This window comes from Massilia sp. Root351 (genome assembly GCF_001425045.1).
Lineage (GTDB): Bacteria > Pseudomonadota > Gammaproteobacteria > Burkholderiales > Burkholderiaceae_D > Rugamonas.
Genome location: NZ_LMDJ01000006.1, coordinates 114,646 through 139,559, shown reverse-complemented (window position 1 = coordinate 139,559; position 24,914 = coordinate 114,646). Strand labels below are relative to the sequence as shown.

The following is a 24,914-nucleotide window of genomic DNA, read 5'->3' as shown; positions in this document are numbered from 1 at the left end:
TTTAACTGGGCAATCTCATGCATTTTGAAGTACCAAAAGCTGGGCTGAAAACCGCCAGGGAATTCCTGGGTGAATATTCGATGATCGTGGTCAGCATCCTGACCGCCCTGGCCCTCGAGCATGCCGCACAAAGCTGGCACCACAGCCATCGCGCGCACGATGCGGAACGCAAGATCGAGGCCGAACTGCGCATCAACCTGGACGAACTGCAAAAGGTCAGCGCGGCGAACAAGAAGCAGATGGAGCACATCATGCAGATGCGCAAGGGTTTGCTCGCCGACATCAAGGCCAAGTCGTCCGAAAAGGAACTGCTCGAACATTTCACGCAGAACGCCGGCAAGCGTTACGGCCTGAACCTGCAAACGCCGACGCTGCGCCGCGAAGCATGGGACGTGGCGGTGGCCAGCCAGGCGGCCAGCTGGATGTCGGCGGAACTGCTGCAGCGCTACTCGGCCCTGTACGCGCAGCAGCGCGACACGTTGACCGCGGTCACCGGCGACACGCAGCTCACGCTGAGCGGGCCGGACATGCTCAACACCCTGTCCGACCTGGAACTGGGCACGGTCGATCCGCACGCGCTGTACCGCAGCCTGCGCCAGATGGAAAGCACCATCGACAGCGTGCAGGGCAACCTGGGGATGCTGGAACAGCAGATGCGCGCCGCGCTGGCCAAAGCCTGAGGCCAATCGGGCCGGCCTCCGCCGGGGGCCGCCTGCGGGCGGCCTGTTATACTGCTGCCCTTTCCAGGCCCGGCCTGCATCACAAGGATAACCATGAGCGCACTTCCACCCTGCCCGCAATGCGGCTCCGAACTGACTTACAACGACGGCACGCAATGCGTCTGCCCGGAATGCGCGCATGAGTGGCAGCCAGGCGGCGCAGCGGAGGCGGAAGACGGCCCGCGCATCTACAAGGACGCCGCCGGCAACATCCTGCAGGACGGCGACACCGTCACCGTCATCAAGGACCTGAAACTGAAAGGCGGCGGCGGCACGGTCAAGATGGGCACCAAGGTCAAGAACATCCGCCTGGTGGACAGCGACCACGACATCGACTGCAAGATCGAAGGCTTCGGCAACATGAGCCTGAAGACCGAGTTCGTCAAGAAAGTCTGATTAGCACACTCCTGCCGGGACACACACATGAATGCACGCCTGCTGACCGTCTTCGCAACTCTCTGCTGCGTGCTGCCGGGCTTGGCGGCGGCATCATGTTCCCGCGCCATCAACGTTCCCGTTGCGCCGCACGGCATGGCGGTGGTCGTCAAGCACGGCAAGGCGGCGGGCGTGGTTCCCGAACTGCTGGACGAGCTGGGTGACAAGCATGGCTGCAAATTCGTCTTTCCCGTCGTACCCCGCGCCCGGCTGGAGATGCTGTTCCGCGCCGCCGATGCCGACCTGATCGTACTGTCCACCCGTTCGCCCGAGCGCGACATAGCCGGCACGTACATCCCGGTCTTCAAGTACCGCGCCGTCCTGGTCGGCATCAAGCCGCTGGACAGCGCCGTGCAGACAGTCGACGCCCTGCTCCGGCAAACCGGCTTGCGTATCGCCGTCGTGCGCGGCTTCGATTACGGCCCCGCCTACCGCAAGCTGCTGGAACCGGCCGTGGCGTCGCGGGTCCAGTACGCCAACGACCTCAATGACCTGATGCGGCGGATCCAGGCCAACATCGCCGATGTGACCATCCTGCCGTACAGCAGCGCCTACAACACGATTATTGAAGATCCGCGATTGAGTGGCCTGGACAGCCAGCTCACCATCAGCGCCCTCGACGACATCCCGTGGCAGGACGCCGGATTCTACGTTTCCAGGCGCACCTTGCCCGTAGCCGACCAGACCGCGCTCATCGAGATGCTGGGCAGCGAGGAGGTCGGCAACCATATTCTGAAATCGCTGTCGAAGGTGATTCCGCCTGCCGTGTTCAGCCTGACGGCCAAGCGGCACTAAGCCGAATGGCACCACACCTGATCCGTTAGCGCGAGACTTGAAGAAGCGGCCAGCGTTCAATGAAGCGCCTGGCGGGCAAAGGCGCGCGGTAAGTGGCCGCATCGCCCGCAGCGGGTTGTGGCGCACGCGCAGCCCGAACAGGTCGTGCAGGCCGTACGGGGCAATAGCGCCACCAGCCGCGCGGGCAGCACCGGCGGCGCCGAGTCGTCAGCCCGCATCGCCGGCGCGGTAGCGGGCCAGCACGGCCGGCACGATGCGCTTGTGCACCGGCGCCACGAACAGCATATACACGCGGCCCAGCAGGTTATGGATGTGCACCACCGTCGCTACCGCGATCGCGCTGCGCGGCACGCCCAGCTTGCGCACCGAGACGCGCACCTTCAGGTGCTTGTCCGTGTCGCCGAGGATCACCTCGTCGTCGCTCAGGTAGAGGATGGAAAAGATGCCGACCCGGTCGCCCAGCTTGTACTCGCTGGCCGGACGCCGCGCGGTGGCGCCGTTCAAGTGACCGAGGTTCTTCAGGCCGAACAGCCCGACCACGCTGTTGCGCAGCGCCATCAGGCGGTTGACCCAGCCGGGCGTGCGCGCCACCACTTCCAGGTACAGCTCCAGCGCAGTGCGCCCGGTCGGCGCGATCGGCATCTGATAGCAGTCGTGGAAATCCGAGCCGGCCAGGTGCGCCGCGATTTCGCTGTCGCGCGGCACCGGCACGGCGAGAATGGGAGGACGGGCCGCTGGAGCGCCGCTCATGCGCCCGCCCGCTTGGGCTGGTGGCCCAGCCTGGCCAGCGCCGCCAGCACCGCGTCGCAATGGTCGCCCTGCACTTCGATCACGCCGTCCTTGACGGTGCCGCCCGAGCCGCAGGCGCTACGCAACTGCTTGCCCAACGCGGCCAGCGCCTCGCCGTCCAGTGCCAGCCCCTTCACCACGGTGACGCACTTGCCGCCGCGCCCCTTGGTCTGGCGCGATACGCGCACCACGCCGTCGCCGGCGGGCGCCGCTTTCGCGCTCGCCTTGCAGGTGCAGGCGGCCACCGGCTGGCGGCAATCGGGGCACATGCGGCCGGTTTCGGTGGAGTAAACCAGGCCACCACTGGAACTGTTTTTCATCATATTTTTCAATCGGCCAGCGGCACGACCAGGTAATCGCCTTCGTTGCCGGCACGGTTCAGGTCTGCGCTGACGCGGAACCATTCGAATTCTTCCGGGCCCAGGGCCATCGAACGGGCCAGCATTTCCGCCTGCTCCATGCTCAGGTCCGGGTCCAGCCAGGTGGCCGCGTCCGCGGCGTTCAGGCATACGGGGCGGCGGTCATGGATGTCCACCATGCCGCCGGATGAGTCGGCGGTAATCAGCACGAAGCCCGATTCGGCCTTGTGCTCCTTGAACGGGCCGAAGTTGGCCAGCGCCAGCATGTAGATCGGTTCGCGGTCCTTGCGGTGGATGTGCCACGGCTGGCGCTGCCCCTTGGGGCCAGTCCATTCGTACCAGCCGCTGGCAGGCACCAGGGCACGGCCGGTCTTGAGCAGCCGGCCCCAGTAGTTATTCGTGACCTTCTCCAGCCGCGCGTTGTAGCACACCGGCAGTTTCTGCGCCGCCCAGGCCGCGCGGTAGCCCCAGTAAAGGTCGTCTATCTGCGGCACGCCGTCCTGCATGTGCAGGATGGGCCGATAGGTGCCCGGCGCGGCATTGGGCGTGGCGCCCACTTCACCGCGATAGACAGCATCAGCCCAGCCGAAAGCGCTGAGGTAGCGCTGCATGGTGTCGTTTTGATCGAATCGTCCGCACATCCGGGAATGATAGCAGCAACCCGGCCCGGAGGTAATCCGCAGCGTCTTACATCGCCGCCACGTCCAGCAGCGCCTGGATAAAGGCTTGCGGCGCTTCCTGCGGCAAGTTGTGGCCGACGCCGTTGCCCAAGTCGCGGTGTTCGTACTTGCCGGTGAACTTGGCGCGGTAGCTGGCGGGCGGCGGGAACGGCGCACCGTTCGCTTCGCCTTCCATGGTGATGGCCGGCACCGTGATGGCCGGGCCGGCCGCCAGGCGGCGCTCCAGCTCGTCGTACCGCGCTTCGCCAGGCGCAGCACCTTGCCGCCAGCGGTAGTTGTGCACCACGATCGCGACGTGGTCGGGGTTGGCGAAGGCCGCTGCGCTGCGGCCCAGCGTGACGTCATCGAACTTCCACTTGGGCGAGGCGGTCTGCCAGATGAACTTGGCGAAGTCGCGCGTGTATTTGGTGTAGCCAGCCACGCCGCGTTCCGTGGCCAGGTAGTACTGGTACCACCACTGATGCTCCGCGCTCGGCCTGAGCGGCGTGGCGCCGTTATTGATATTGATGACCAAGTAGCCGCTCACCGACACCAGCCCCTTGACCCGTTCCGGCCACAACGCGGCGATGACGCAAACCGCGCGCGCGCCCCAGTCGAAGCCGCCGAGTATGGCTTTCGGTATCTTCAGCGCGTCCATCAAGGCGAGGATATCGAGGGAGATGGCTGCCTGCTGGCCATTCCGGACCGTGGCATCGGAAAGGAAGCGCGTGGTGCCATGGCCGCGCAAGTAAGGTACGATGACGCGGTAGCCCTTGGCCGCCAGCGCGGGCGCCACGTCGGCGAAGGCGTGGATGTCGTACGGCCAGCCATGCACCAGGATCACCGGCGCGCCGCCGGCCGGCCCGACTTCCACATAGCCGACATTCAGCAAGCCGGCGTCGATCTGCTTGAGCGTGCCGAAGGAAGGCGCCGCCGCCGAAAACTGCCTGCCGGCGCCATCCGTTCCCGCATTCGGGGCCGATCCGGCCGCTGCGGCCAGCGGCTGCGCGGACGCGCTGCCGGCCAGGCCGAACTGGGTGGCTGCCACGGCTGCGGCGGCGGTGCCGAAGAAGCGGCGGCGCTGTTGATTGATCCCTTGGTCCATGCTGTGTTCTCCTTTGGTCGGTATTTCGTGGTGAAGTGGAGTTCAGTATGGCGGGCTTGTGTAGCGCATTTGTGTAGGAAACCACGGCTATTTGTACTGCCGCGTGTCCATCCCTGCGGCGGATACCCTGGAATACAAACGCGGCCGGCAAGGCGCGCCTATCGTGTGACAATGCGTGCATTTTCCGGGGCCGCTTTCCGCGTATAGTCGAGCTTCTCTCACCGGCGACAAACCAGCGACAACAAAGGAGCGAAATGTCTGCGAAGAACTTGAATCCATGCGTACCTTACTGATACTGCTGCTCCTGGCCGTGCGCCTGGGCTCGGCGCAGGCGGCCGCCAAATACACCTACGAGACCGACCACGAATTCGACAACGGCTCACGCATTGCGCTGAGCAGCCTGACACCGGTGCAGGTGGAGAACCTCGCCCTGCTCGGCAAGGTATGGGGCTTCCTGAAATACCACCATCCCGTCGTTACCACGGGCCAGCGGCATTGGGACTACGAACTGCTGCGCATCACGCCGGCCATCGTCGCCGCGTCCGACCGCCCAGCGGCGCAAGCGGTGCTGCAGCGCTGGCTTGCGGATCTGGGGGACATCGCCGACTGCAATCCGTGCGCCAGCCTGCCGCAGGCCGGTCTCCACCTGAAGCCGTCGCTGGAATGGCTGGACGACGGCACGCTGCTGGGCGATCAGCTCAAGGCCGGCCTGAAGAAGGTCTACGCCAACCGTCCCGCCGCCAGCGCGCAGTTCTACGTCAGCCATGCAAAAAATGTCGGCAATCCCGTTTTCGAGCACGAACCGTATTACAAGGATGTAAACTTCCCGGATGCCGGATTCCAGCTGCTCGCCCTGTTCCGTTTCTGGAATATCGTCGAGTACTGGTCGCCATACCGCGACGTGATCGGAGAGAGGTGGGACGACGCCCTGCTGCAGTCCCTCGCCAGGGTGGCGCTGGCGAAGGACCGCGCCGGCTTTGAACTGGAAATGGTGGCGGTCACCGCGCGCGTCAACGACACCCACACCAATCTGTGGGGTTCGCTCCAGGTGCGCCCGCCCGTCGGCAAATGCACCCTGCCGGTGACGATGCGCTTCATCGGCAACCAGGCCGTGGTCTCCGGCTACGCCGACGAAGCGGCCGGCAAGGCGAGCGGCCTGCTGGCGGGCGATGTCATCGAAGCGCTGGACCAGGCGCCGGTCTCCAAGCTGACGCAGGCCTGGAAGCCTTATTACGCCGCATCCAACGAGCCCACCCGCCTGCGCGACATGGCCAGGAGCATGCACAATGGCGCCTGCGGCGACGTGGCGCTGCGCATACGCCGGGCCAGCCAGGAGCAGGAAATTGCGTCCACGCGCACGCCAATCACGCGGACGGCGCGCGCCAACACGCACGACCGCAATGGCGACACGTTCCAGATGCTGGCGGACGACATCGCCTACATCAAGCTGTCATCCATCAAAAAGGCTGACATTCCGCGCTACCTGGAGCTGGCTGCCGCCAGCAAGGGGCTGGTGATCGACATCCGCAACTATCCCTCCGAGTTCGTCGTGTTTTCACTCGGCCAGCACCTGGTCGACAAGCCAACCGAGTTTGTGCGCTTCACGGCCGGCGACGCCAGCAATCCCGGCGCCTTCCGCTGGGGGCCGGCGCTGACGCTGCGGCCGATGGCGCCGCACTACCAGGGGAAAGTGATGCTGCTGGTGGACGAGGTGTCGCAGAGCCAGGCCGAATACACCACCATGGCCTTCCGCTCGGCGCCGCGCGCCAAGGTGATCGGCAGCACCACCGCCGCTGCGGACGGCAACGTGTCCGCCATCCCGCTGCCGGGAGGCCTGCGGTCCATGATCAGCGGCATCGGGGTGTTCTATCCGGACCAGCGCCCCACGCAGCGGGTGGGCATCGTGCCGGATATCGTGGTACTGCCCACGGTGCAAGGCATCCGGGCCGGCCGCGACGAGGTGCTGGAAGCGGCTATCGCTGAGATCCGCCGCAACTGAGCCGCTTGCAGCCCGCGCCGCAGCGGCGTCAGAACGCCGCCGCGTCCAGCACGGCCTGCGCGAAGGCCCGCGGGGCTTCCTGCGGCAGGTTGTGGCCTATGCCGCCGGCCAGGTGGCGGTGCTCGTACCTGCCGGTGAATTTGCTGCGGTAGGCGGCAGGCGGCGGGAACGGCGCGCCGTTGGCGTCGCCTTCCATGGTGATGGTCGGCACCTGGATCGCCGGCGCGGCGGCCAGGCGTTTCTCCAGTTCGTCGTACTGCGCCTCGCCCTGCGCCGCCCCTTGACGCCAGCGGTAGTTGTGCAGCACGATGGCCACATGGTCGGGGTTGACCAGGGACGCGGCGCTGCGCTCGAACGTGGCCGCGTCGAACTTCCACTGGGGTGAAGCGGTCTCCCAGATGTATTTGGCGAACGCGCTCGTGTTCTTGGCGTAGCCCGCCGCACCGCGGTCGGTGGCCAGGTAGTACTGGTACCACCAGTCATGCTCCGCTTTCGGCGGCAGCGGCAAGGCACGGGTGTCGATATTGGTCACCAGGTAGCCGCTCACCGATACCAGCGCCTTGACACGCTCCGGCCACAGCGCGGCCATGATGCAGGCGGTGCGCGCGCCCCAGTCGAAGCCGCCGATGACGGCCTTGGGTATTTTCAGCGCGTCCATCAGCGCGATGATGTCGAGCGCCACCGCCGACTGCTGCGCGTTGCGGAAGGTGGCGGCGGACAGGAAGCGCGTGGTGCCGTGGCCGCGCAGGTGGGGCACGATGACACGGTAGCCGGCCGCCGCCAGGATGGGCGTCACCTCAGCGAAAGCGTGGATGTCGTACGGCCAGCCGTGCAGCAGCAGCACCGGCGCGCCGTGCGCGGGACCGGCTTCCACATAGCCGATGTTGAGCAGGCCGGCGTCGATCTGCCTGAGCTGGCCGAAGGACGGCGCCACGCCGGACTGCGGACCGGCCGCCTGCGCGGCGGCGCCGCCGCTCAGCCCAAATTGCGCAACCGCCAGAGCTGCGGCGGCGGTACCAAAGAAGCGGCGGCGTTGCTGATTGACTTCGTTGACCATCATTTTTTCTCCCCTGTTCGTTGTAAGCAACCTATGGAAGAAATGATAATCCGCCTATGTATCAGCCGTGTGTGGGAATCTGGACGATTGTGTAATGCCCTGTATTGGTGTACGCGCCGGATACATTGAAATACAAACCCGCTATTCGGTGCGCCCGGTGCTGGCCACGGCGCGCCACACAACGTAGCCGTCCACCGAATAGAGCTGGCAGGGCTGCGGGCTCTTGGTCTGGCAAGCGGCCAGCGCGCTGCCGCGCGGGTCTTCGCCCTCCTCGGCCCAGCCCCACGCGCCGGTGGGCGAGACGGCGAAGGCGCGCGGCATCTGCCGCTGCAGGAAGGCCTTATATTCGGCGCGGCCCTTGCCCGCCAGGTAGGGAATGGCTTCCACGTCGTCCAGCGCGGCATACTCGGTGGGCGCTTGCACCGGCGCCTCGGCCGCAACAGCAAACTTCTCCCGCACCGGCATGCCGATGCGCGCCAGGAAGCGTTCGGCTTCCGGCAGCCACACTTTCTCGCCTTCGCGGCTGGCCAGCATGGTGTGCGCGTCGCGTTTGAAGTCGCCATAGGCCACCAGCTGCGCCTTGCCGCCCGCCCGGGTGTAAGCCTGGTGCATGCGGCCCACCAGTTCCGGGCCGAAGTAGGAATCGTTGGCGCCGTACATCCACAGGCTGGCCACCTTGCTGCGCCGGCCGTAGTCGCCGAAAGCGCGCACCAGCGCGCCCTGCCAGTCGCATGGGCCGCCGTGCACGCGCAGGCCGCCGGCGAAATTCATCACGCCGCGCACGCCGGGAATCCCCTGCGTGGCCAGGGCCATGGTCGCCAGGCCGCCGTAAGACTGGCCCGCCACCACGATGCGCTGCGCGTCGACCCAGTCCAGGCCACGCGCATGGCGGATCACGTCGCGCACATCGTTGGCCTGGGTGTAGCCGTTGGCGGTCATGTCGCAGCCGTGGTCGATGTAGCGCCCGGTGGAATGGGCAAAGCCGGTCCGCATCGGCACCATGACCGCATAGCCCCGCCGCACAAAGGCGCTGGCCATGTGCACGAAACGGTCGCGCTGCTGCATTTTGGGGTCGCCGGGCGCCTTGCCGTGGTTGATCACCAACAACGGAAACGGGCCGTCGCCATCCGGCTTGAACACCGTGGTTTCCAGCGACACGCCCTGTCCCGGCCCGGCCGGTATCATCATGACCTGCTCGTTCAGTTGCGAAGGCGGCAAGGAACGCGGCGTGGCGCCATGGGCGGGCTGGAGCGTGCAGCAGAGGGAAAACGCCAGGGCGGCAAGGCTGCGGTGGCGCAAACTGAACGCGGCGGTGTCGATGATGCGGCTCCAGGGATCGAACGGGACAATGGCTCAATTCTGCGGGCCAAGTTTTCCAAAGGCAATACCAGAACGCTAAAACTGCTGCCTTTTTTTGTGGCAACAGTTGCTGTCAGGCGATTGCGGGACGCATCTGGACGGGGTACACTGGAAGCCATTGCCCAAGGGAAAGACCATGAGTGTATCCGCCCTCAGTGCCGGGGCTTCCGGCCTCACCGCGAACCAGCAGGCGCTGGGTGTAGCGGCGCACAATGTTGCCAACGCCAGCACGCAGGGCTTCCAGCCCCAACAGGCGCAATTCCACGAGTCCAGCCCGGGCGGCACCGGCGTCACCCTGTCCGCGCAAGGCCGTGGACTGGCTGCGTCCGAAGCCGCCGCCAACGCCGGCAGCGGCACCGGCCTGGCCAGCGAAATCAGCAACGCCCTGGTCTATAAGGCCAGCTTCGACCTGAACGCCAAAGTCATCCAGGCGGCCGACGAACGCATCGGCACGCTGATCAATATCAAAGCCTGACGCCGCGCGTTCGCCGCGCTATGCTGTCTGAAAGGACTACTGCATAGCGAGGCCGCATGCCCTCCCCTTATCTGTTCAAGGACCGCAAGGATGCCGCGCGCCAGCTGGCGCAGCGCTTGCAGCAGCTGCGCCTGCATCACCCGCTGATCCTGGCGATACCACGCGGCGCCATCCCCATCGGCGCGGTGCTGGCGCGGCAACTGCACGGCGAACTGGACGTGGTGCTGGTGCGCAAGCTGTCCTCCCCTTTCGACCCCGAATACGCCATCGGCGCCATCGACGAACGCGGCCAGCGCCTGGTCGGCCCGGATTATCCGATGACCGAGGCCAGCCGCGCCTGGCTGGAGCAATGCGCCCGCGAGCAATTGGCCGTGCTGCGCCAGCGCCGGGCCGACTACAGCGGCAGCCGGCCGCCGTCCGATCCCTGCGGGCGCCATGTGGTCATTGTCGACGACGGGCTGGCCACCGGCGCCACCATGGCGGCCGCCCTGGGCGCGGTGCGGGCCGCGCTGCCGCTGGAACTGCTTGCCGCCGTGCCGGTGGCCGCGCCGCAGTCGCTGCAGCGCATCGGGGAACTGGCCGACCGCGTGGTCTGCCTGCACGCGCCCATGGATTTCGCCGCCGTAAGCCAGTATTACAAGCGCTTCCCGCAGGTTGAGCAGGAGGAAGCCGTCAAGCTGCTGCGGCAGTGTTTCGCTCTGCAAACCACTGTTTCACAAAACGATTGACAGGTCCGTTGCAGCTTGTCAAACTTGGCGCCTGGATCACACCGGGGCCCTGCATGCACGACGAGATCGAAGTGTTCAGCGACGACGACACCAAGGACAGGCAGTTCGTCCATGCCTTGGCGCGCGGGCTGGAGCTGCTGCGCTGCTTCGGACCCGGCGAAGTGTATCTGACCAACGCCGAGCTGGCCAAGCGCAGCTCGCTGCCCAAGCCCACCGTGTCGCGGCTGACGCATACGCTCACCACGCTGGGTTATCTGAACTATTCCGAATCGCTGGGCAAATACCAGCTGGGCGCCGGCGTGCTGGCGCTCGGCTACCGCATGCTGTCGGCCATGGACTTGCGCAAGCTGGCGCGCCCGCTGATGGAACAACTGGCCGAGTATGCGCAGGCGTCGGTGTCGCTGGGCGCGCGCGACCGGCTCAGCATGGTCTACGTGGAAAGCTGCCGCAGCAGCGCCAATGTCACGCTGCGGCTGGACGTGGGCGCGCGCATTCCGATGGCGACCACCGCCATGGGCAAGGCCTTGCTGTGCGTGCTGCCGGAGGCGGAGCGCAACTACCTGCTGGACCGCGTACGCCAGCGCGACCAGGCCAACTGGCCGCAGGTCAAGGCCGGCGTGGAGCAAGGCTTCAAGGATTACCAGGACCGGGGCTTTTGCATGTCCGCCGGCGAATGGCAGGGCGACGTGCACGCGGTGGGCGTGCCGGTGCTGGGCCTGGACGGCGAACAGGTGATGGCCTTCAACTGCGGCGGGCCGGCTTTTCTGCTGTCGCACGCGCGGCTGGAGCAAGACCTGGGCCCGAAACTGGTGCAGCTGGTGCGCCGCATCGACACGATACTCGGCCGGGGCTGAGCAATTTATGGAAGAAACATGATACGCGACGAAGAAACCCTGAACCTGCTGCTCGACAGCGTGCGCCGCTTCGTACGCGAGGTGCTGCTGCCGCACGAGCAGGAAGTGGCGGAGACGGACCAGATCCCGCCGGCCGTGGTGGCGCAGATGCGCGAGCTGGGCTTGTTCGGGCTCTCCATCCCGGAAGCTTACGGCGGCCTGCAGCTGACCATGGAAGAGGAAGTGCAGGTGGCGTTCGAGATCGCCTACACTTCGCCGGCCTTCCGCTCGCTGATCGGCACCAACAACGGCATCGGCTCGCAGGGCATCGTCATCGACGGCACGGAAGAGCAGAAGCGGCACTACCTGCCCAAACTGGCGGCAGGCGAGATCATCGGCTCGTTCGCCCTGACCGAACCGGGCTCGGGCTCGGACGCGGCGTCGCTGCGCACCTCCGCGGTGCGGGACGGCGACCATTACATCCTGAACGGCACCAAGCGTTACATCACCAACGCGCCGGAAGCCAGCATCTATACGGTGATGGCGCGCACCGACGCCACGCGCAAGGGAGCCGGCGCCATCTCGGCCTTCATCGTCGAGCGCGGCACGCCCGGCCTCACGCTGGGCAAGATCGACAAGAAGATGGGCCAGCGCGGCGCGCACACCTGCGACGTGATCTTCGAGAACTGCCGCGTGCCGGTGGAGAACCTCATCGGCGGCAAGGAAGGGGTGGGCTTCAAGACGGCCATGAAGGTGCTGGACAAGGGCCGGCTGCATATCGCGGCGGTGTGCGTGGGCGCGGCCGAGCGCATGCTGGAGGACGCGCTGCGCTATGCCATGGAGCGCGAGCAGTTCGGCCACGCCATCGCGGACTTCCAGCTGATCCAGGCCATGCTGGCCGACAGCAAGGCGGAGATCTACGCGGCCAGGTGCATGGTGCTGGATGCGGCGCGCAAGCGCGACAACAAGGAAGATATCTCCACCGAGGCGTCATGCTGCAAGCTGTTCGCCTCCGAGATGTGCGGGCGGGTGGCGGACCGCTCGGTGCAGATCCATGGCGGCGCCGGCTACGTTTCTGAATACGCGGCGGAGCGGTTTTACCGCGACGTGCGGCTGTTCAGGATTTACGAGGGCACGTCGCAGATCCAGCAGATCGTCATCGCGCGCAATATGATCAAGGCGGCGCAGCGCTGATGGACATCGCCGCCCTCCTCGCCAGCCTGCCCGCGCGCATCAGCGACATCCCACGCCGCTGGGCATCGCTCGCGCCGGATACGCCGGCGTTGTGCGAAGCGGCGCCGGCCGGCGCCGCCGGCACCGCGCCGCAGCGCCGGGTATGGACATATGGCGAGCTGGTGGCTGCGGTGGACGCGACTGCCGAGCGCCTGCGCGGCCTGGGTGTGCGGCCCGGCGACCGCCTGATGGTGGTAGCGGAGAATTCGGTGGCGCAGGTGGCGCTGATTTTCGCGGCCGCGAGCATCGATGCGTGGGTCGTCAACGCCAACAGCCGCTTGTCGGCGCGCGAGATCGACCAGTTCCGCGAGCATTCGGGCGCGCGGCGCGTGATCTATTGCAGCGGCGTGTCGCCGGAAGCGGCGGCGCACGGCGAGCGGCACGGAGCGCGGCGCGAGACGTGCCAGTTCGGGGAGTGGATGACTGGTCCGCTGAACGACTCGCCTGCGGCCGCGCCCGAGCCGGTGGCTGCGGGTGAACCGTTCAGCGCGCAGCAAGCGGCGGCACTGATCTACACCACCGGCACCACGGGCCAGTCCAAGGGCGTGATGCTGTCGCACCGCAATCTGCTGTTCATCGCCGCAGTGTCCAGCACCCTGCGCGGCCTCACGCCTGCCGACCGGGCCTACGGCGTGCTGCCGATTTCGCACGTCTACGGCCTGGCCTCCGTCATGCTCGGCACCCTGTACGCGGGCGCCTGCCTGTACCTGCAGCCACGCTTCAGTGTCGACGCGCTGCTGCACGCCTTGCGCGCAGAACGGCTGACCATACTGCAGGGCGTGCCTGCAATGTACGCGCGGCTGCTGGAAGCCGTCGGCCTGCAAGGCACGGCCATCGACACGGGCGGCGCGGTCCATGCTGCGCTGGGCGCCAGCCTGCGCTTCGCGTACGCGGGCGGCTCGCCGCTCGATCCTGTACTCAAGCGCAAGGTGGAAGCACTGCTCGGCCAGCCGCTGCACAACGGCTACGGCATGACCGAGAGCTCGCCCACCATCAGCCAGACGCGCCTGGATGCGCCGCGCAGCGACACCTCGGTCGGCTATCCCATCCCCGGCGTGGAAACCCGCATCGTTCCGGCAGACGGCTCCAAAGCCGGCGCCTCGCAGGCGGCAGCCGGCGAACTGTGGGTGCGCGGACCGAACGTGATGCTCGGCTACTACAAGGAACCCGCCCTCACCGCCGCCGCCATCGATGCCGATGGCTGGCTGAACACCGGCGACGTCGCCCGCCAGGACTCCGACGGTGCGCTGTTCATCGTCGGCCGCACCAAGGAACTGATCATCCGATCCGGTTTCAACGTCTTTCCGCTCGAAGTGGAGACCGTGCTGAACGCCCACCCCGCCGTCGCCCAGTCGGCCGTGGTCGGCCGCGCCGCGGCCGGCGGAGACGAGGAAGTCATCGCCTACGTTGAGCTCGGCCCGCGCCATGCCGCCAGCGCGGGCAGCCACGCGGCAACCGGGCCGGACCTGGACGAGGCGCCGATAGGAGAACTGATCGACGAATTGCACGCCTACCTGTCCGCAGCGCTATCGCCCTACAAATGCCCCACCCGCATCATCCCCATGCACGCCTTGCCGGCAGCAGCAACCGGCAAGATACTCAAAGGCCAGCTACGCCAACTGGCACAAGGATTAGGACAAGAAATGGCGCAAACCCCGGAGACCAAAAAATGAAAAGCCTGTACAAGAAGATCGCCCTGGCGTCGCTGATGTCGGCAGCACTCGCAGGCGCCGCGCGCGCCGAGGAATTCCTGGTTGGCGCCGAACTGCCCCTTACCGGTTCGCTGGCCCGCGTCGGCGCCGGCATGCAGGAAGGCGTCATGGTGGCGGCCGAGGTGTTCAACAAGACCAACGGCAAACACAAGATCAAGATCATCACCGTGGACGACGAGTCGGCGCCGGCCAAAGCCATCGCCGCCGTCGAAAAGCTGCACAGCCAGGGCGTGGTCGCCATCACCGGCGGCTACGGCTCCAACAACATCGCCCCCGCGTCCGACGCGGCCAATAAACTGAACCTGGTCTACATCACCTCCGGCGGCGTGGACGACAGCCTGGTCACCAGCGGGCGCAAGAATTTTTTCCGCATCAATAACACCGCCGGCTACGAAAAAGCCGTGCTCGGGCTGATAGACGACGTCGGCGCGAAATCCGTCTCCATCATCTACTCCACCAAGGAAGCCACTTCCGACCTGGCCAAGTCCATCCAGAAAGTGCTGGAATCGAAAGGCATCAAGGCCGCCTCGCACTCGTTCGACCCGGCCATCACCGACTTCAAGCCCATCATCAACAAAGTCAAGCTGCAGGACAAGTCCGAACTGGTGCTGATGTCCGGCTACGAGAACGACTACGTCGGCATCCTGCGCGCCGCGCGCGTGCTCAAGCCCAACCTGAAAGCCATGGTCGGCGTGTGGTCGCTGGCCACGCCCAAGATGGCCGCCGAATTCCCCGACCTGATGCCGAATGTGTTCGGCACCGCGCTGCTGCCCTTCCCCGCCACCTTTGAAAGCGCCGACGGCAAAGCCTTCTCGGAAACCTACAAGCAGCTCTACAAGAAGGAGCCGGACTACCTGGGCCAGTTCGGCTACGTGCAGTCGATGCTGCTGTTCGAAGCCATCGCGCGCGCGGCCGACAAGGGCAGCGTGAAATCCGGCGGCATCGCCGAGGAAATGCGCAAGACCAACCGTGAAACGCTGATCGGCCGCGTGCAGTTCTCCGCCAACGGCGACAACCCCAATTTCGTGCACCGCATGGGCCAGCACCAGGACAAGAAGATCGTCATCGTGTGGCCGAAGGCCAACGCCACCGGCAAGATCGCCTACCCGGCCGTGCCCTGGCAATGACTGAGCTGATTCTCCAGGCGTTGTATTCCGGCCTGCTGCAAGGCGGCTCGTACGCGCTGATCGCGCTTGGCCTGGCGCTGGTGTTCGGCACTATGAAGATCATCAACCTCGCGCACGGCGAACTGGTGCTGCTGGCCGCCTACCTTGCCTACACGGTCGAGGCCAAGGCCGGCCTCGGCCCCGTGTTCGCCATTCCGCTGGCGCTGGTGCTGGTCAGCTTCGCGTCGGTGTGCGTGTACTGGATCGTCAACCGCATCAGGAAGGACCGCGAGATCAATTCCCTGATCCTCACCTACGGCATCGGCGTCATCCTAACCAACGCCATCCTGCTGATCTGGAAAGCCGACATCCGCACCACCAATTCCAGCTGGCTGCAGGAAGCCTTCGTGGTCGGCCCGCTGTACAGCATGCGCAGCGAATTGATCTTCTTCGGCGTCAGCCTGGCGCTGATGGCAGGCCTGTGGTGGTGGCTTTCGCGCAGCTGGTACGGCCGCGCGCTGCGCGCCGTCTCCAGCAACCGCGACGCCGCCAAACTGATGGGCATCAACCCCGGCAAGGTGGAGCTGGTGTCCTTCATCGTTGCCGGCATCCTGGCCGCGTTCGCGGGCGTGGCGCTGTTCAGCTACGGCGTCATCCAGCCCTCTTATGGCAGCGCGCTCACGGTCAAGGCCTTCATCATCACCGTGCTGGCCGGCGTAGGCTCGATCCCCGGCGTGCTGCTGGGCGCCGTGCTGCTGGGCGTGTGCGAAGCGCTCACCGTCACGCTGGCCAGTTCCGCGCTGCAGGAGCTGGCCGGCATGTCGCTGTTCCTGCTGGTGCTGTTCGTCATGCCCAACGGCCTGTTCGGCGCAGCAAGGAGGCGAGGATGAAGATCAACAACGGCGTGCTGTCCGCGCTGATCCTGGCCTACCTGGTGGTGCCGCTCACGCTGTCCGGCAACCACTACGTGATGAGCACCATCGTCGCCGCACTGGTGATCGGCGGCGTGGCGCTGTCCTGGGCGTTGCTGGGCAACCTCGGCGGCATGATCAGCTTCGGCCACTCGGCCTTCTTCGGCGTGGGCGCCTACGTGTCCGCGCTGTGCAGTATGCGCCTGGGCGTGCCGGTGCTGCCGTCCATGCTGCTGGGCGGCGTGGGCGCGGCGGCGGCCTCCATCGCCATGCTGCCGGTGCTGCGGCTGCGCGGTCCCTACTTTGCGCTCGCCATCCTGGCCTACGCCCACATCTTCCGCATCATCGCCACCGAATGGACCTCGGTCACGCGCGGCGCGGGCGGGCTGGCCAACATTCCCGCGCTGCCCACGCTGGCCGGCTACGACTTCAGCGGCAAGGCCGGCGCCTACCTCGTCATCCTCACCATCGTGGTGGCATTCGCCTTCATCTACGCCGCCATCCGCGCCAGCCACTACGGCCTGGCCCTGCGCGCCATGCACGATAGCGAAGACGCCACCCGCGTGGTGGGCGTCAACAGCACCCTGCTCAAGGCGGCCATGCTCATGGTCTCGGCCTTCATGGCGGGCGTGGTGGGCGCCTTTAACGCGCATACCATCAACTTCCTGGAACCGGACTACGCCTTCCACGGCCTGTGGGTGACGCTGCCCATCGTGGCGGCCATTTTCGGCGGCTACCGCACCATCGTGGGTCCGGTCGCGGGCGCGCTGTTCGTATCGCTGGCCGACCAACTGCTGTTCAAGGAACTGCTGCCCACAGGCCACCAGCTGGTGCTGGGCGTGCTCCTGGTGCTGATGATCGTCCTCAGTCCCAACGGCCTGATGCCGCTGCTGCGCGGATTCGGAAGGAAAAGAAGAAATGGCTGATTCCGTCCTCGAGCTGGACCGGGTCTCGGTGCGCTTTGGCGGCCTCACCGCCGTCAACGCCGTCTCGCTGAAAATCGCCAGCAGCGACGTCATCGGCCTGGTTGGGCCGAATGGCGCCGGCAAGACCACGCTGTTCAACGCCATCTCCGGGCTGGTGAAGCCGACCGCAGGCGGCATCCGCTTCGGCGGCAGCGACGTGATGCGCGCCCCCATGTACCAGCGCGCCCGCCTCGGCATCGGCCGCACCTTCCAGATCCCGCAACCCATGCACGAGCTGACGGTGCGCGAGAACCTGGTGGTGGCGCAGCGCTTCGGCACCGGCAAGGTGGACCCGGCGCGCATCGACGAGATCCTGGATTTCACCAGCCTGGCCGGCAAGGCCCGGCGCGACGCCGCCACCTGTTTGTCGCTGACCGAGCTGAAAGCGCTGGAAGTGGCCAAGGCGCTGGCCACCAGTCCCAAGCTGCTGCTGCTCGACGAAGTGCTGGCCGGTCTGGAGACCAGCGGCAAGCGCCGCTTCATGGGCATGCTCAAGGAGATGCACCAGCGCTTCGGCGTGGGCATCGTCATTATCGAGCATGACATCGAAACCATCAGCAGCCTGTGTCCGCGCGTGGCGGTGCTCAATTTTGGGGAACTGATCGCGGACGGCACGCCGGACGAGGTGTTCCGCGATCCGGCCGTCATCAAGAGCTATACGGGTTCCGGGCCTGGATCGGGGGCGAACCATGCTTGAACTGAGCAACGTACGCGCCGGCTACGGCGCCATCAACGTGCTGTGGGACGTATCGCTGGCCATGCAGCCGGGGCAGCTCACCACCATCATCGGCCCGAACGGCGCCGGCAAGACGACCCTGCTGCGCGCCATCATGGGCCTGGTGCCGCTAAAGCAAGGGCAGATCACCCTGCACGGCAAGCGCCTGGACGGCACGCCCACCTGGGACATGGCCGACCGCGGCCTGGCCATGGTGCCCGAAGGCCGGATGGTGTTCCGCGACATGAATGTGGAGGAAAACCTGATCATGGGCGCCTTCAACAAGGCGCACCGCGCGCACGTAAACACCCGGCTGGAAGCGGCCTACGACATGTTCCCGCGCCTGCGCGAGCGGCGCGGGCAGCTGGCCGGCTCGCTGTCCGGCGGCGAAGCGCAGATGCTGGCGATGGCGCGCGGCCTGATGTCCGACCCCAAGCTGCTGATCGTGGACGAACCCTCGCTCGGCCTGGCGCCGCTGGTGGTAAACGAATTGTTCGGGATCCTGGCGCGGCTCAAGGCGGAGGGCCGCACCATCGTCCTGGTGGAGCAGAATACCGAGCGCGCGCTGGCCATTGCCGATCACGTCTACCTGCTGCAAGGCGGTAGAGTGGCGCTGTCCCAGCCGGCCGCCGAAGTCAGTTTGGCCCAGCTGCACGACCTCTATTTCAACCACTGAGCAATCAGCAGGGCTCAAACCGGGCGACCCGGAATTGCTGCGTGTGGTAAAAACACCTATGCGATAAACAGGAGCCTGCATGAGTACGGGAGATCACGATCAGCGCCGCCACGACCGCCGCCACGGGGACAAGCTGGGAACCCCGCGCTACCTCGATCCAGGCGATACAGTCTTCAGCCTGTGGGGCCGCATCATCATGGCGCGCTACCGGCGCATCGCGGCGGCGGCCACGCGCCACATCATCCAGCGCCCGCTGCACATCGGCATATCGGCGCGCATCTTCCACCCCGAGGAAGGCGCCAAGGGCCTGCGCAGCAAGAACCTGCAATACCTCGAAGAGTCCATCGCGCAGTGGGTCATGTCGCGCGACGTGCTGGTGTTCATGATCCCGACCGTGAACACGGACGGCCTGCTGCACCCTTCCAACATCCGCCTGCGCGACTACGCGCGCCACCTGGACGGCCTGGTGCTGCAGGGCGGCGCCGACGTGTCGCCGCAAAGCTACGCCGAAACGCCAACCCGCCCGGAATGGAGCGGCGACCGCGCGCGCGACATGTATGAGCTCGAGCTACTGCATGAATTCGTCGAGGCGGGCAAGCCGGTGATGGGCATCTGCCGCGGCTGCCAGCTGATCAACGTGGCCTTCGGCGGCTCGCTGTACCAGGACATCGCCTCCGACGTGCCGGACGCGATGGCCCACGTGCATGACGACTACGACCGCCACCGGCATGAAATCGTGTTCCCGGAGGGTTCCTCGCTGGGCCGCATGCTGAAGATGCACAGCGGCCAGGCGCTGGTGAACTCCATCCACCACCAGGCGGTGAAAAACCTGGGCCGCGACATGACGGTGGAAGCCCGCTCCGCACCGGACGGCATGGTCGAAGCCATCCGCTACACCAAGGCGCCCTTCGTCATGGGCTTGCAGTGGCACCCGGAGTTCCACCGCGCCGGCGGCGTTGAGCTGCTGGACTGCACGCCCATCCTGGACAATTTCCTGCGCGTGGCGCGTGAGACGCGCTTCTGACGGCGCCGAGCCACATGCCTCCGTCCTCGCGAGCGTAGAGCTACGCCGCTCTGCCACTGAAATTGCTGGAACCGCGCTGGGCGGCTCCGAAGCATAAAACTTTCCTATTTGTATAGAGCACGGCCCCAGCCCGCAAGGATGACATGGTCATCGGGCGAAGGCCGGCTTGGCGTTCAGCCCCGGAAGCGGTTCACCGCCGCGTCCACTACGCCCTCCACGCTGCCGCTTTCGCGGAACTGGTCGCGCAGGTACTGGGCGTCGCTGCCGGTGTGGGTCACCTGCACCAGGTGCGCCAGGCCGGCGCTGCCGCCCAGCGCTTCCGCATGCGGTTCCATCTTGCGCAGCGTGGTCAGGATGTCTTCGCGCAGCGACAGGCTTTCATATGTCTTCGGATGCACGATGGTGCCGTCCAGCCCGAAGCGGCAGGCCTGGAAGCGGTTGTAGTTGTAGACCAGGTAATCGTCCTCCTCCGGCGCCGCCTCATTGCGCTCCAGCAGATAGCGGCACAGCGCCTGCAGGTACACCGCCAGCGCCGCCGCGCGCTCCACCGTCAGCGGCGTGTCGCACACGCGCAGCTCGATGGTGCCGTACTCCGGCTTGGGCCGGATGTCCCAGTAGAAGTCCTTCATGCTCTTGATCACGCCGGTGTGCTCCATCTTGGCGAAGTAGCCGTGCTCGAAGTCGTCCCAGCTCAGGGTGAACGGCGCGCGGCCGCTCATCGGGAAGGCGAACACGGAGTTCAGGCGCGCCGAGTTGAACAGCGTGTCGCCGCCCTGCACGAACGGCGAGGACGCCGACAGCGCGATGAAGTGCGGCACGTAGCGGCTCAGCGAATGCAGCAGGAACAGCGCGTCGTCGCCGTTGGCGCAGCCGATGTGCACGTGCTGGCCGAAGATGGTGAACTGCTTGGCCAGGTAGCCGTACAGCGCCGACACTTCCTTGAAGCGCGGCTTGGAGAAGATGCGCCGCTCCGACCATTTCTGGAACGGGTGCGTGCCGCCGCCGCAGATGCCGATGTTGAGCTTCTCGCACGCTTGCACCAGCGTGTCGCGGATCAGCTGCAGCTGCGCCACCATCTCGGTGTGGTTGGTGTGCACGTCGGTGTTAATCTCGATCATGCTCTCGGTGATCTCGGGCGTCACATTGCCCGGGAAGGGCTTGCGGTTCAGCAGGTGCAGCAGGTCGGGGCTGGACGCGGTCAGGTCGTAGTCAGCATGGCTGATCAGCTGCAGTTCCAGCTCCACGCCCATGGTGAGCGGCTGGGAATTATTGAACGGTTCAAGCGCCATTTATGCCTCCTCTTCTTGCGGCGTTTCATTGGCCCACACCAGCGCATACTGCGTAAAGATGGGGCCCAGTACTTCCATTAATAGCGTCATCGCGGCCAGCGCGGCCAGCTCGTCCACCAGCACGATGCCCATGCTCTTGGTCTGCTCCAGCAGCAGGATGACGAACACCGACATTGGCGCCAGCGCCACGCCGGTGAGCGCGCCCTTGCGCCAGGTGACGCCGCCCACGTGGGCGAACACCGCCACCGCCGAAGTCTTGACGACAAAGCGCGCCAGCAGCAGTACGATGGCCAGTCCGGCGCCGGCCACCACGCGGTCCCAGTCCAGCGTGGTCACGGCGAAGACGAACAGCAGCACCGTCAGCAACTCGCCGATGGCGCCGAAATTGCGCTCGGTGCGGCTGAAGGAAATGCGGCGGTGGCGCGCCATCAGGCCGAACGTCAGGGTGGCCAGCACCGGCGACAGATTGGCCGCGTGGGTGATCGCCACCAGCAGCACCACCGCCAGCGCGAACGCCACCGTGCCGTCGCGCTGCACATGGCCCAGCTGGCGCAGCAGGGCCGGCACCAGCACGCCGAACACGGCGCCCAGCACGGCCGAGGCCAGCAGTTCGATGGCGCTGTGCGAAATGGCCTGGCCCAGGCTGCCGGAAGTCTGGAACACCCACACGCCGACGATCACTTTATAGACGAACACGGCCAGCACGCAGTTGATGGCCACCAGGTGCAGCACCCGCTCGGTGACCTGCCCGGCGCTGTTCTGCTCGTTAATCACGCGCAGCACGCCGGCCGGCGAGCTGGACATGGCCAGCGAGGCCAGCAGCAGCGAGGTCAGCGGCGGCATGCCGGACAGGTGGCCGATCACATACACCACGACGAAGGTGGCGGCCGATTCGACCAGGCCGGTCACCGCGATCCACGGGTTCAGGCGCAGCCATTTGAGATTGATGCGATAGCCGAATTCGAACAGGATGAGGCCGAAAGCCACGTTGGCCAGGATGGTGACCGGGCTGGAACTGTCGCTGGTGTAGAGCTCGGGGAAAGCCTGCGCTACCGCGAAGCCCACCAGGCCATACACGCTGATGCGCGGCACGCCCGACCAGCGGTGCATGATCTCGCCTGCCAGCCAGGCCAGGGCAATTGCAAAAGGCCAGGCCAGTTCGGCCGTGATAACTACTAAATCCGGCATAAATGTTTCCTCCAATGCAAAATCAAGCCACAGTTTATTGCAATACGCCAAATCACGTCACACCCAAGCCCGGAGTAGAATCATGGCTCCCCACAATGCACGAGAAGGAAACCCATGCTGGAACTCATCAGCGAACACGCTTGCTTCGGCGGCGTTCAGCGCTTCTACAAGCACGGCAGCAGCGCGATCGGCCTGCCGATGCGCTTTTCGGCCTTCATTCCGGCGCACAAGGAGGGTGCGGCCCTGCCCGCGCTGTTCTACCTGGCCGGCCTGACCTGCACCGAGGAGACCTTCCCCATCAAGGCGGGCGCGCAGCGCGTGGCCGCCGAGTTGGGCGTCATCCTGATCGCACCGGACACCAGCCCGCGCGGCGCCGGCGTGCCGGGTGAAACGGATGCGTGGGACTTCGGCGCCGGCGCCGGTTTCTATCTCGACGCCACCGCAGCGCCGTGGAGCGAGCACTACCGCATGGAAAGCTATATCCATGAACTGCGCCAGCTGGTGGCGCGCGAACTGCCGGTGGATGCGGCCCGCCTGGGCGTGTTCGGCCACTCGATGGGCGGCCACGGCGCGCTGACGCTGGCGCTGAAGCGGCCGGACGTGTTCCGTTCGGTGTCCGCCTTCGCGCCGATAGCCGCGCCCACGCGCTGCCCTTGGGGCAAGAAAGCCTTCAGCGGCTACCTGGGCCAGGACGAGAGCGCATGGCGCGCGCACGACGCCAGCGAACTGATGGCTGCCGCGCGCACGCCCTTCCCGCAAGGCATCCTGATAGACCAGGGCCTGGGCGACAAGTTCCTGGCCGAGCAGCTGTATCCGGAAGCGTTCGAGGAAGCCTGCCGCAAGGCCGCGCAGCCGCTGCTGCTGCGGCGTCACGCGGACTACGACCACGGCTACTACTTCATCTCAAGCTTTATTGAAGACCATCTGCGCTTCCACGCGCGCAATCTTACAGCTTGATTTCCGTGCCAAGGCGCGCCAGGAACTGGCCCAGCCACTGCGGATGGGCCGGCCAGGCGGGCGCGGTGACGAAGATGCCGTCGGTGACGGCGCTGTCGACCGCGATGTCGGCATACTCGGCGCCGGCCAGCTTCACCTCCGGCGCGCAGGCCGGGTAGCAGGAAATCTTCTTGCCCTGGATAACGCCGGCCGCCGCCAGCAACTGGGCGCCGTGGCACACGGCGGCTATCGGTTTGGAAGCCTGCGCGAACTGCTGGATGATGTCCAGCACGCGCGGATTCAGGCGCAGGTATTCCGGCGCACGTCCACCCGCGATCACGAGCGCGTCGTAAGCGGACACTTGCACATCGTCGAAATTGGCGTTCAGGGCGAACTGGTGGCCAGGTTTTTCGGTATAAGTCTGGTCGCCCTCGAAGTCGTGGATCGCGGTCTTGACCTTCTCGCCGCTCTTCTTGCCGGGACACACGGCGTGCACCGTGTGGCCGACCATCTGCAGTGCCTGGAACGGCACCATGGTTTCGTAATCTTCGGCGAAATCGCCCGTCAACAACAGAATCTGCTTGGCTGCCACAGTCATCTCCCGGTTGGTTGGAAAAGTACCACCAGGCCATGATAGCGTTAATTGACGGGCAATGTGATTACTTGTGCAGCACTTTGCGAATAGTTTCAGCCAGGTCTTCCGCCACGAACTTGGCCACGTAGGCGTCGGCGCCGACACCCTTCACGTGGTCCTCGTTGGTCTTGCCGGACAGCGAAGAATGGATCACCACCGGGATCTTGTTGAAGCGGGCATCCTGCTTGATCAAGCGGGTCAGCGTGAAGCCGTCCATTTCCGGCATTTCCAGGTCGGTCAGCACCAGCGACACCCGGTCTTCCACCGGGATGCCTTCGGCCTTGGCGCCGTCGGCGATATGCTGCAGGCGCTCCCACGCTTCCTTGCCGGACTTGGTCATCACAAAGGGCGCGCCCATCGCGGTCAGGCCCTGCTCGATCAGGCTGCGCGCCACCACCGAGTCGTCGGCCGCCAGGATGATGGTGCCCGGCTTGAGCAGCAGCTTGGGACCGATGGTTTCCGGGTCCACGTCCTTGCCGTCGGTCGGCACCATCTTGCGCAGGATGGTTTCCACGTCCAGCACCTGCGCCAGGCGGGTGTTGTTGACGTCGCCATCCAGGCGGGCGATGCTGGTCACCATGCCGCCGGCGGTGCTGCCTTCGGCCGACAGCACCTGGCCCCAGTCCAGGCGCACGATCTCGTCCACCGACTCGACCGCGAAGGCCTGCGTGGTGCGGGCAAATTCGGTCACCAGCATGATGTTCAAGCCGGTCTTTGGCGTCACGCCGACGATGCCGGGCAAGTCCATGACGGAAATGATCTGGCCGCGCAGGTTGACCACGCCCAGCATGTGCGGCGAGGAACCGGCCACCGCCGTCACTTCCGGCATGGCCACGATTTCGCGGATCTTGAAGACGTTGATGCCGTACAGTTCCGAGTGTTCGCCATTGGCGTCGGCGCCGAGACGGAACAGCAGCAGTTCAAATTTATTGGAATTGGTTAAGTTACTACGTTCGTCAATTTCTTGTTGAACTGAATTCATAGGGATTCGTCTCCATCGCAAGGGCTGCGATCAGTATAACGATATTGCCCTTTGTAACGAAACATTTTGCCCGCCGGAACCGCTCTCCCGTTGCAAACCGGCACGGCATAAAAAAAGGAAACCCGGAGGTTTCCTTTTTTCGAATTCTGGAGCGGGAGAAGAGTCTCGAACTCTCGACCTCAACCTTGGCAAGGTTGCGCTCTACCAACTGAGCTACTCCCGCAGAAGGCA

At 65.7% G+C, this 24,914-nt stretch carries 26 protein-coding genes and 1 tRNA gene; 16 read left to right on the top strand and 11 right to left on the bottom strand.

Annotated features, from left to right (window positions below):
* The first annotated feature begins 17 nt into the window (after window positions 1-17).
* From ASD15_RS10965 to ASD15_RS10955, 3 genes are all read left to right on the top strand, one after another.
* Window positions 18-680, top strand: a complete 663-nt coding sequence (locus ASD15_RS10965) for a hypothetical protein (protein WP_082551747.1) — start codon at window positions 18-20, stop codon at window positions 678-680.
* Window positions 681-773: 93 nt separating this feature from the next.
* On the top strand, window positions 774-1,115 hold the full coding sequence (locus tag ASD15_RS10960; protein WP_057154885.1) for a zinc ribbon domain-containing protein YjdM: 342 nt from the start codon (window positions 774-776) through the stop codon (window positions 1,113-1,115).
* A gap of 27 nt (window positions 1,116-1,142) precedes the next feature.
* Complete coding sequence (locus tag ASD15_RS10955) at window positions 1,143-1,949, top strand: ABC transporter substrate-binding protein (protein ID WP_157200895.1); 807 nt, start codon at window positions 1,143-1,145, stop codon at window positions 1,947-1,949.
* A gap of 207 nt (window positions 1,950-2,156) precedes the next feature.
* Here the strand turns inward: ASD15_RS10955 and ASD15_RS10950 are convergent, their stop codons facing one another.
* From ASD15_RS10950 to ASD15_RS10935, 4 genes are read right to left on the bottom strand one after another with little or no spacing between them, the layout of a single operon-like run.
* The gene (locus ASD15_RS10950) at window positions 2,157-2,699 is read right to left on the bottom strand and encodes a DUF2867 domain-containing protein (RefSeq protein ID WP_057154883.1); all 543 of its coding nucleotides are present in this window, start codon (window positions 2,697-2,699) and stop codon (window positions 2,157-2,159) included.
* The gene (locus ASD15_RS10945) at window positions 2,696-3,058 is read right to left on the bottom strand and encodes a translation initiation factor Sui1 (RefSeq protein WP_057154929.1); all 363 of its coding nucleotides are present in this window, start codon (window positions 3,056-3,058) and stop codon (window positions 2,696-2,698) included. The genes ASD15_RS10950 and ASD15_RS10945 overlap by 4 nt, the downstream gene beginning before the upstream one ends.
* An 8-nt stretch (window positions 3,059-3,066) precedes the next feature.
* A complete protein-coding gene (locus ASD15_RS10940; protein WP_057154882.1) occupies window positions 3,067-3,738 on the bottom strand; it encodes an SOS response-associated peptidase in 672 nt (223 codons plus the stop codon).
* A 46-nt stretch (window positions 3,739-3,784) separates the two neighbouring features.
* Window positions 3,785-4,861 (bottom strand): alpha/beta fold hydrolase, encoded by a 1,077-nt coding sequence (locus ASD15_RS10935; protein ID WP_057154881.1) that lies wholly within the window; start codon window positions 4,859-4,861, stop codon window positions 3,785-3,787.
* Window positions 4,862-5,138: 277 nt separating this feature from the next.
* On the opposite strand from ASD15_RS10935, the gene ASD15_RS10930 reads away from it, so the two are divergent.
* Window positions 5,139-6,860 carry a S41 family peptidase gene (locus ASD15_RS10930; protein ID WP_057154880.1) on the top strand — a complete coding sequence of 574 codons (1,722 nt, stop codon included), beginning with the start codon at window positions 5,139-5,141 and terminating at the stop codon, window positions 6,858-6,860.
* Window positions 6,861-6,888: 28 nt separating this feature from the next.
* Here ASD15_RS10930 and ASD15_RS10925 read toward each other — a convergent pair whose 3' ends face one another.
* Window positions 6,889-7,917, bottom strand: coding sequence for an alpha/beta fold hydrolase (locus ASD15_RS10925; RefSeq protein ID WP_057154928.1), 1,029 nt, complete (start codon window positions 7,915-7,917; stop codon window positions 6,889-6,891).
* A gap of 141 nt (window positions 7,918-8,058) precedes the next feature.
* On the bottom strand, window positions 8,059-9,105 hold the full coding sequence (locus ASD15_RS10920) for a dienelactone hydrolase family protein (protein WP_082551755.1): 1,047 nt from the start codon (window positions 9,103-9,105) through the stop codon (window positions 8,059-8,061).
* 307 nt (window positions 9,106-9,412) lie between these two features.
* Here ASD15_RS10920 and ASD15_RS10915 point away from each other — a divergent pair, with 307 nt between their 5' ends.
* The 11 genes from ASD15_RS10915 to ASD15_RS10865 all read left to right on the top strand — a co-directional run bounded on the left by ASD15_RS10915 (window position 9,413) and on the right by ASD15_RS10865 (window position 19,654).
* A complete protein-coding gene (locus tag ASD15_RS10915; protein ID WP_057154878.1) occupies window positions 9,413-9,751 on the top strand; it encodes a flagellar basal body protein in 339 nt (112 codons plus the stop codon).
* Between the two features lie 56 nt (window positions 9,752-9,807).
* The gene (locus ASD15_RS10910) at window positions 9,808-10,479 is read left to right on the top strand and encodes a phosphoribosyltransferase (RefSeq protein ID WP_057154877.1); all 672 of its coding nucleotides are present in this window, start codon (window positions 9,808-9,810) and stop codon (window positions 10,477-10,479) included.
* A 53-nt stretch (window positions 10,480-10,532) separates the two neighbouring features.
* Window positions 10,533-11,333, top strand: coding sequence for an IclR family transcriptional regulator (locus ASD15_RS10905; protein WP_057154876.1), 801 nt, complete (start codon window positions 10,533-10,535; stop codon window positions 11,331-11,333).
* 18 nt (window positions 11,334-11,351) lie between these two features.
* A complete protein-coding gene (locus tag ASD15_RS10900; RefSeq protein WP_057154875.1) occupies window positions 11,352-12,506 on the top strand; it encodes an acyl-CoA dehydrogenase family protein in 1,155 nt (384 codons plus the stop codon).
* On the top strand, window positions 12,506-14,218 hold the full coding sequence (locus ASD15_RS10895) for a class I adenylate-forming enzyme family protein (RefSeq protein ID WP_057154874.1): 1,713 nt from the start codon (window positions 12,506-12,508) through the stop codon (window positions 14,216-14,218). The genes ASD15_RS10900 and ASD15_RS10895 overlap by 1 nt, the downstream gene beginning before the upstream one ends.
* Entirely contained in the window at window positions 14,215-15,384 is a 1,170-nt protein-coding gene (locus ASD15_RS10890; protein ID WP_057154873.1) for an ABC transporter substrate-binding protein, read from the top strand. Before ASD15_RS10895 ends, ASD15_RS10890 begins: the two co-directional genes overlap by 4 nt.
* Entirely contained in the window at window positions 15,381-16,253 is an 873-nt protein-coding gene (locus ASD15_RS10885; protein WP_057154872.1) for a branched-chain amino acid ABC transporter permease, read from the top strand. The genes ASD15_RS10890 and ASD15_RS10885 overlap by 4 nt, the downstream gene beginning before the upstream one ends.
* Window positions 16,250-17,200 carry a branched-chain amino acid ABC transporter permease gene (locus ASD15_RS10880; protein WP_057154871.1) on the top strand — a complete coding sequence of 317 codons (951 nt, stop codon included), beginning with the start codon at window positions 16,250-16,252 and terminating at the stop codon, window positions 17,198-17,200. The genes ASD15_RS10885 and ASD15_RS10880 overlap by 4 nt, the downstream gene beginning before the upstream one ends.
* Window positions 17,193-17,936: an ABC transporter ATP-binding protein gene (locus tag ASD15_RS10875; protein WP_057154870.1), complete on the top strand. Its 744-nt coding sequence runs from the start codon at window positions 17,193-17,195 to the stop codon at window positions 17,934-17,936. The genes ASD15_RS10880 and ASD15_RS10875 overlap by 8 nt, the downstream gene beginning before the upstream one ends.
* On the top strand, window positions 17,929-18,630 hold the full coding sequence (locus ASD15_RS10870; RefSeq protein WP_057154869.1) for an ABC transporter ATP-binding protein: 702 nt from the start codon (window positions 17,929-17,931) through the stop codon (window positions 18,628-18,630). Before ASD15_RS10875 ends, ASD15_RS10870 begins: the two co-directional genes overlap by 8 nt.
* Before the next feature lie 79 nt (window positions 18,631-18,709).
* The gene (locus ASD15_RS10865; RefSeq protein WP_057154868.1) at window positions 18,710-19,654 is read left to right on the top strand and encodes a gamma-glutamyl-gamma-aminobutyrate hydrolase family protein; all 945 of its coding nucleotides are present in this window, start codon (window positions 18,710-18,712) and stop codon (window positions 19,652-19,654) included.
* Window positions 19,655-19,827: 173 nt separating this feature from the next.
* Here ASD15_RS10865 and ASD15_RS10860 read toward each other — a convergent pair whose 3' ends face one another.
* Window positions 19,828-20,943, bottom strand: coding sequence for a YbdK family carboxylate-amine ligase (locus ASD15_RS10860; RefSeq protein WP_057154867.1), 1,116 nt, complete (start codon window positions 20,941-20,943; stop codon window positions 19,828-19,830).
* The gene (locus ASD15_RS10855) at window positions 20,944-22,131 is read right to left on the bottom strand and encodes a cation:proton antiporter (RefSeq protein ID WP_057154866.1); all 1,188 of its coding nucleotides are present in this window, start codon (window positions 22,129-22,131) and stop codon (window positions 20,944-20,946) included.
* Between the two features lie 114 nt (window positions 22,132-22,245).
* Here ASD15_RS10855 and fghA point away from each other — a divergent pair, with 114 nt between their 5' ends.
* Window positions 22,246-23,088 (top strand): S-formylglutathione hydrolase, encoded by an 843-nt coding sequence (fghA, locus tag ASD15_RS10850; RefSeq protein ID WP_057154865.1) that lies wholly within the window; start codon window positions 22,246-22,248, stop codon window positions 23,086-23,088.
* Here the strand turns inward: fghA and ASD15_RS10845 are convergent.
* The 3 genes from ASD15_RS10845 to ASD15_RS10835 all read right to left on the bottom strand — a co-directional run bounded on the left by ASD15_RS10845 (window position 23,078) and on the right by ASD15_RS10835 (window position 24,906).
* A complete protein-coding gene (locus ASD15_RS10845) occupies window positions 23,078-23,659 on the bottom strand; it encodes a DJ-1/PfpI family protein (RefSeq protein ID WP_057154927.1) in 582 nt (193 codons plus the stop codon). The two genes, fghA and ASD15_RS10845, sit on opposite strands and share 11 nt — an antisense overlap.
* A 67-nt stretch (window positions 23,660-23,726) precedes the next feature.
* Window positions 23,727-24,683, bottom strand: a complete 957-nt coding sequence (locus ASD15_RS10840) for a chemotaxis protein (protein ID WP_057154864.1) — start codon at window positions 24,681-24,683, stop codon at window positions 23,727-23,729.
* A gap of 147 nt (window positions 24,684-24,830) precedes the next feature.
* Window positions 24,831-24,906 (bottom strand) — tRNA-Gly (locus ASD15_RS10835).
* Between the last annotated feature and the right edge of the window lie 8 nt (window positions 24,907-24,914).

What these genes read in the sequence shown, in the direction of transcription:
- ASD15_RS10885 (WP_057154872.1), top strand. Translation starts at nt 15,381, where the DNA reads ATGACTGAGCTGATTCTCCAGGCGTTGTATTCCGGCCTGCTGCAAGGC.
- ASD15_RS10965 (WP_082551747.1), top strand. Translation starts at nt 18, where the DNA reads ATGCATTTTGAAGTACCAAAAGCTGGGCTGAAAACCGCCAGGGAATTC.
- ASD15_RS10945 (WP_057154929.1), bottom strand. Translation starts at nt 3,058, where the DNA reads ATGAAAAACAGTTCCAGTGGTGGCCTGGTTTACTCCACCGAAACCGGC.
- ASD15_RS10860 (WP_057154867.1), bottom strand. Translation starts at nt 20,943, where the DNA reads ATGGCGCTTGAACCGTTCAATAATTCCCAGCCGCTCACCATGGGCGTG.
- ASD15_RS10910 (WP_057154877.1), top strand. Translation starts at nt 9,808, where the DNA reads ATGCCCTCCCCTTATCTGTTCAAGGACCGCAAGGATGCCGCGCGCCAG.
- fghA (WP_057154865.1), top strand. Translation starts at nt 22,246, where the DNA reads ATGCTGGAACTCATCAGCGAACACGCTTGCTTCGGCGGCGTTCAGCGC.
- ASD15_RS10855 (WP_057154866.1), bottom strand. Translation starts at nt 22,131, where the DNA reads ATGCCGGATTTAGTAGTTATCACGGCCGAACTGGCCTGGCCTTTTGCA.
- ASD15_RS10935 (WP_057154881.1), bottom strand. Translation starts at nt 4,861, where the DNA reads ATGGACCAAGGGATCAATCAACAGCGCCGCCGCTTCTTCGGCACCGCC.
- ASD15_RS10940 (WP_057154882.1), bottom strand. Translation starts at nt 3,738, where the DNA reads ATGTGCGGACGATTCGATCAAAACGACACCATGCAGCGCTACCTCAGC.
- ASD15_RS10905 (WP_057154876.1), top strand. Translation starts at nt 10,533, where the DNA reads ATGCACGACGAGATCGAAGTGTTCAGCGACGACGACACCAAGGACAGG.
- ASD15_RS10920 (WP_082551755.1), bottom strand. Translation starts at nt 9,105, where the DNA reads ATGATGATACCGGCCGGGCCGGGACAGGGCGTGTCGCTGGAAACCACG.
- ASD15_RS10930 (WP_057154880.1), top strand. Translation starts at nt 5,139, where the DNA reads ATGCGTACCTTACTGATACTGCTGCTCCTGGCCGTGCGCCTGGGCTCG.
- ASD15_RS10870 (WP_057154869.1), top strand. Translation starts at nt 17,929, where the DNA reads ATGCTTGAACTGAGCAACGTACGCGCCGGCTACGGCGCCATCAACGTG.
- ASD15_RS10865 (WP_057154868.1), top strand. Translation starts at nt 18,710, where the DNA reads ATGAGTACGGGAGATCACGATCAGCGCCGCCACGACCGCCGCCACGGG.
- ASD15_RS10880 (WP_057154871.1), top strand. Translation starts at nt 16,250, where the DNA reads ATGAAGATCAACAACGGCGTGCTGTCCGCGCTGATCCTGGCCTACCTG.
- ASD15_RS10890 (WP_057154873.1), top strand. Translation starts at nt 14,215, where the DNA reads ATGAAAAGCCTGTACAAGAAGATCGCCCTGGCGTCGCTGATGTCGGCA.
- ASD15_RS10915 (WP_057154878.1), top strand. Translation starts at nt 9,413, where the DNA reads ATGAGTGTATCCGCCCTCAGTGCCGGGGCTTCCGGCCTCACCGCGAAC.
- ASD15_RS10840 (WP_057154864.1), bottom strand. Translation starts at nt 24,683, where the DNA reads ATGAATTCAGTTCAACAAGAAATTGACGAACGTAGTAACTTAACCAAT.
- ASD15_RS10950 (WP_057154883.1), bottom strand. Translation starts at nt 2,699, where the DNA reads ATGAGCGGCGCTCCAGCGGCCCGTCCTCCCATTCTCGCCGTGCCGGTG.
- ASD15_RS10875 (WP_057154870.1), top strand. Translation starts at nt 17,193, where the DNA reads ATGGCTGATTCCGTCCTCGAGCTGGACCGGGTCTCGGTGCGCTTTGGC.
- ASD15_RS10900 (WP_057154875.1), top strand. Translation starts at nt 11,352, where the DNA reads ATGATACGCGACGAAGAAACCCTGAACCTGCTGCTCGACAGCGTGCGC.
- ASD15_RS10955 (WP_157200895.1), top strand. Translation starts at nt 1,143, where the DNA reads ATGAATGCACGCCTGCTGACCGTCTTCGCAACTCTCTGCTGCGTGCTG.
- ASD15_RS10925 (WP_057154928.1), bottom strand. Translation starts at nt 7,917, where the DNA reads ATGGTCAACGAAGTCAATCAGCAACGCCGCCGCTTCTTTGGTACCGCC.
- ASD15_RS10960 (WP_057154885.1), top strand. Translation starts at nt 774, where the DNA reads ATGAGCGCACTTCCACCCTGCCCGCAATGCGGCTCCGAACTGACTTAC.
- ASD15_RS10895 (WP_057154874.1), top strand. Translation starts at nt 12,506, where the DNA reads ATGGACATCGCCGCCCTCCTCGCCAGCCTGCCCGCGCGCATCAGCGAC.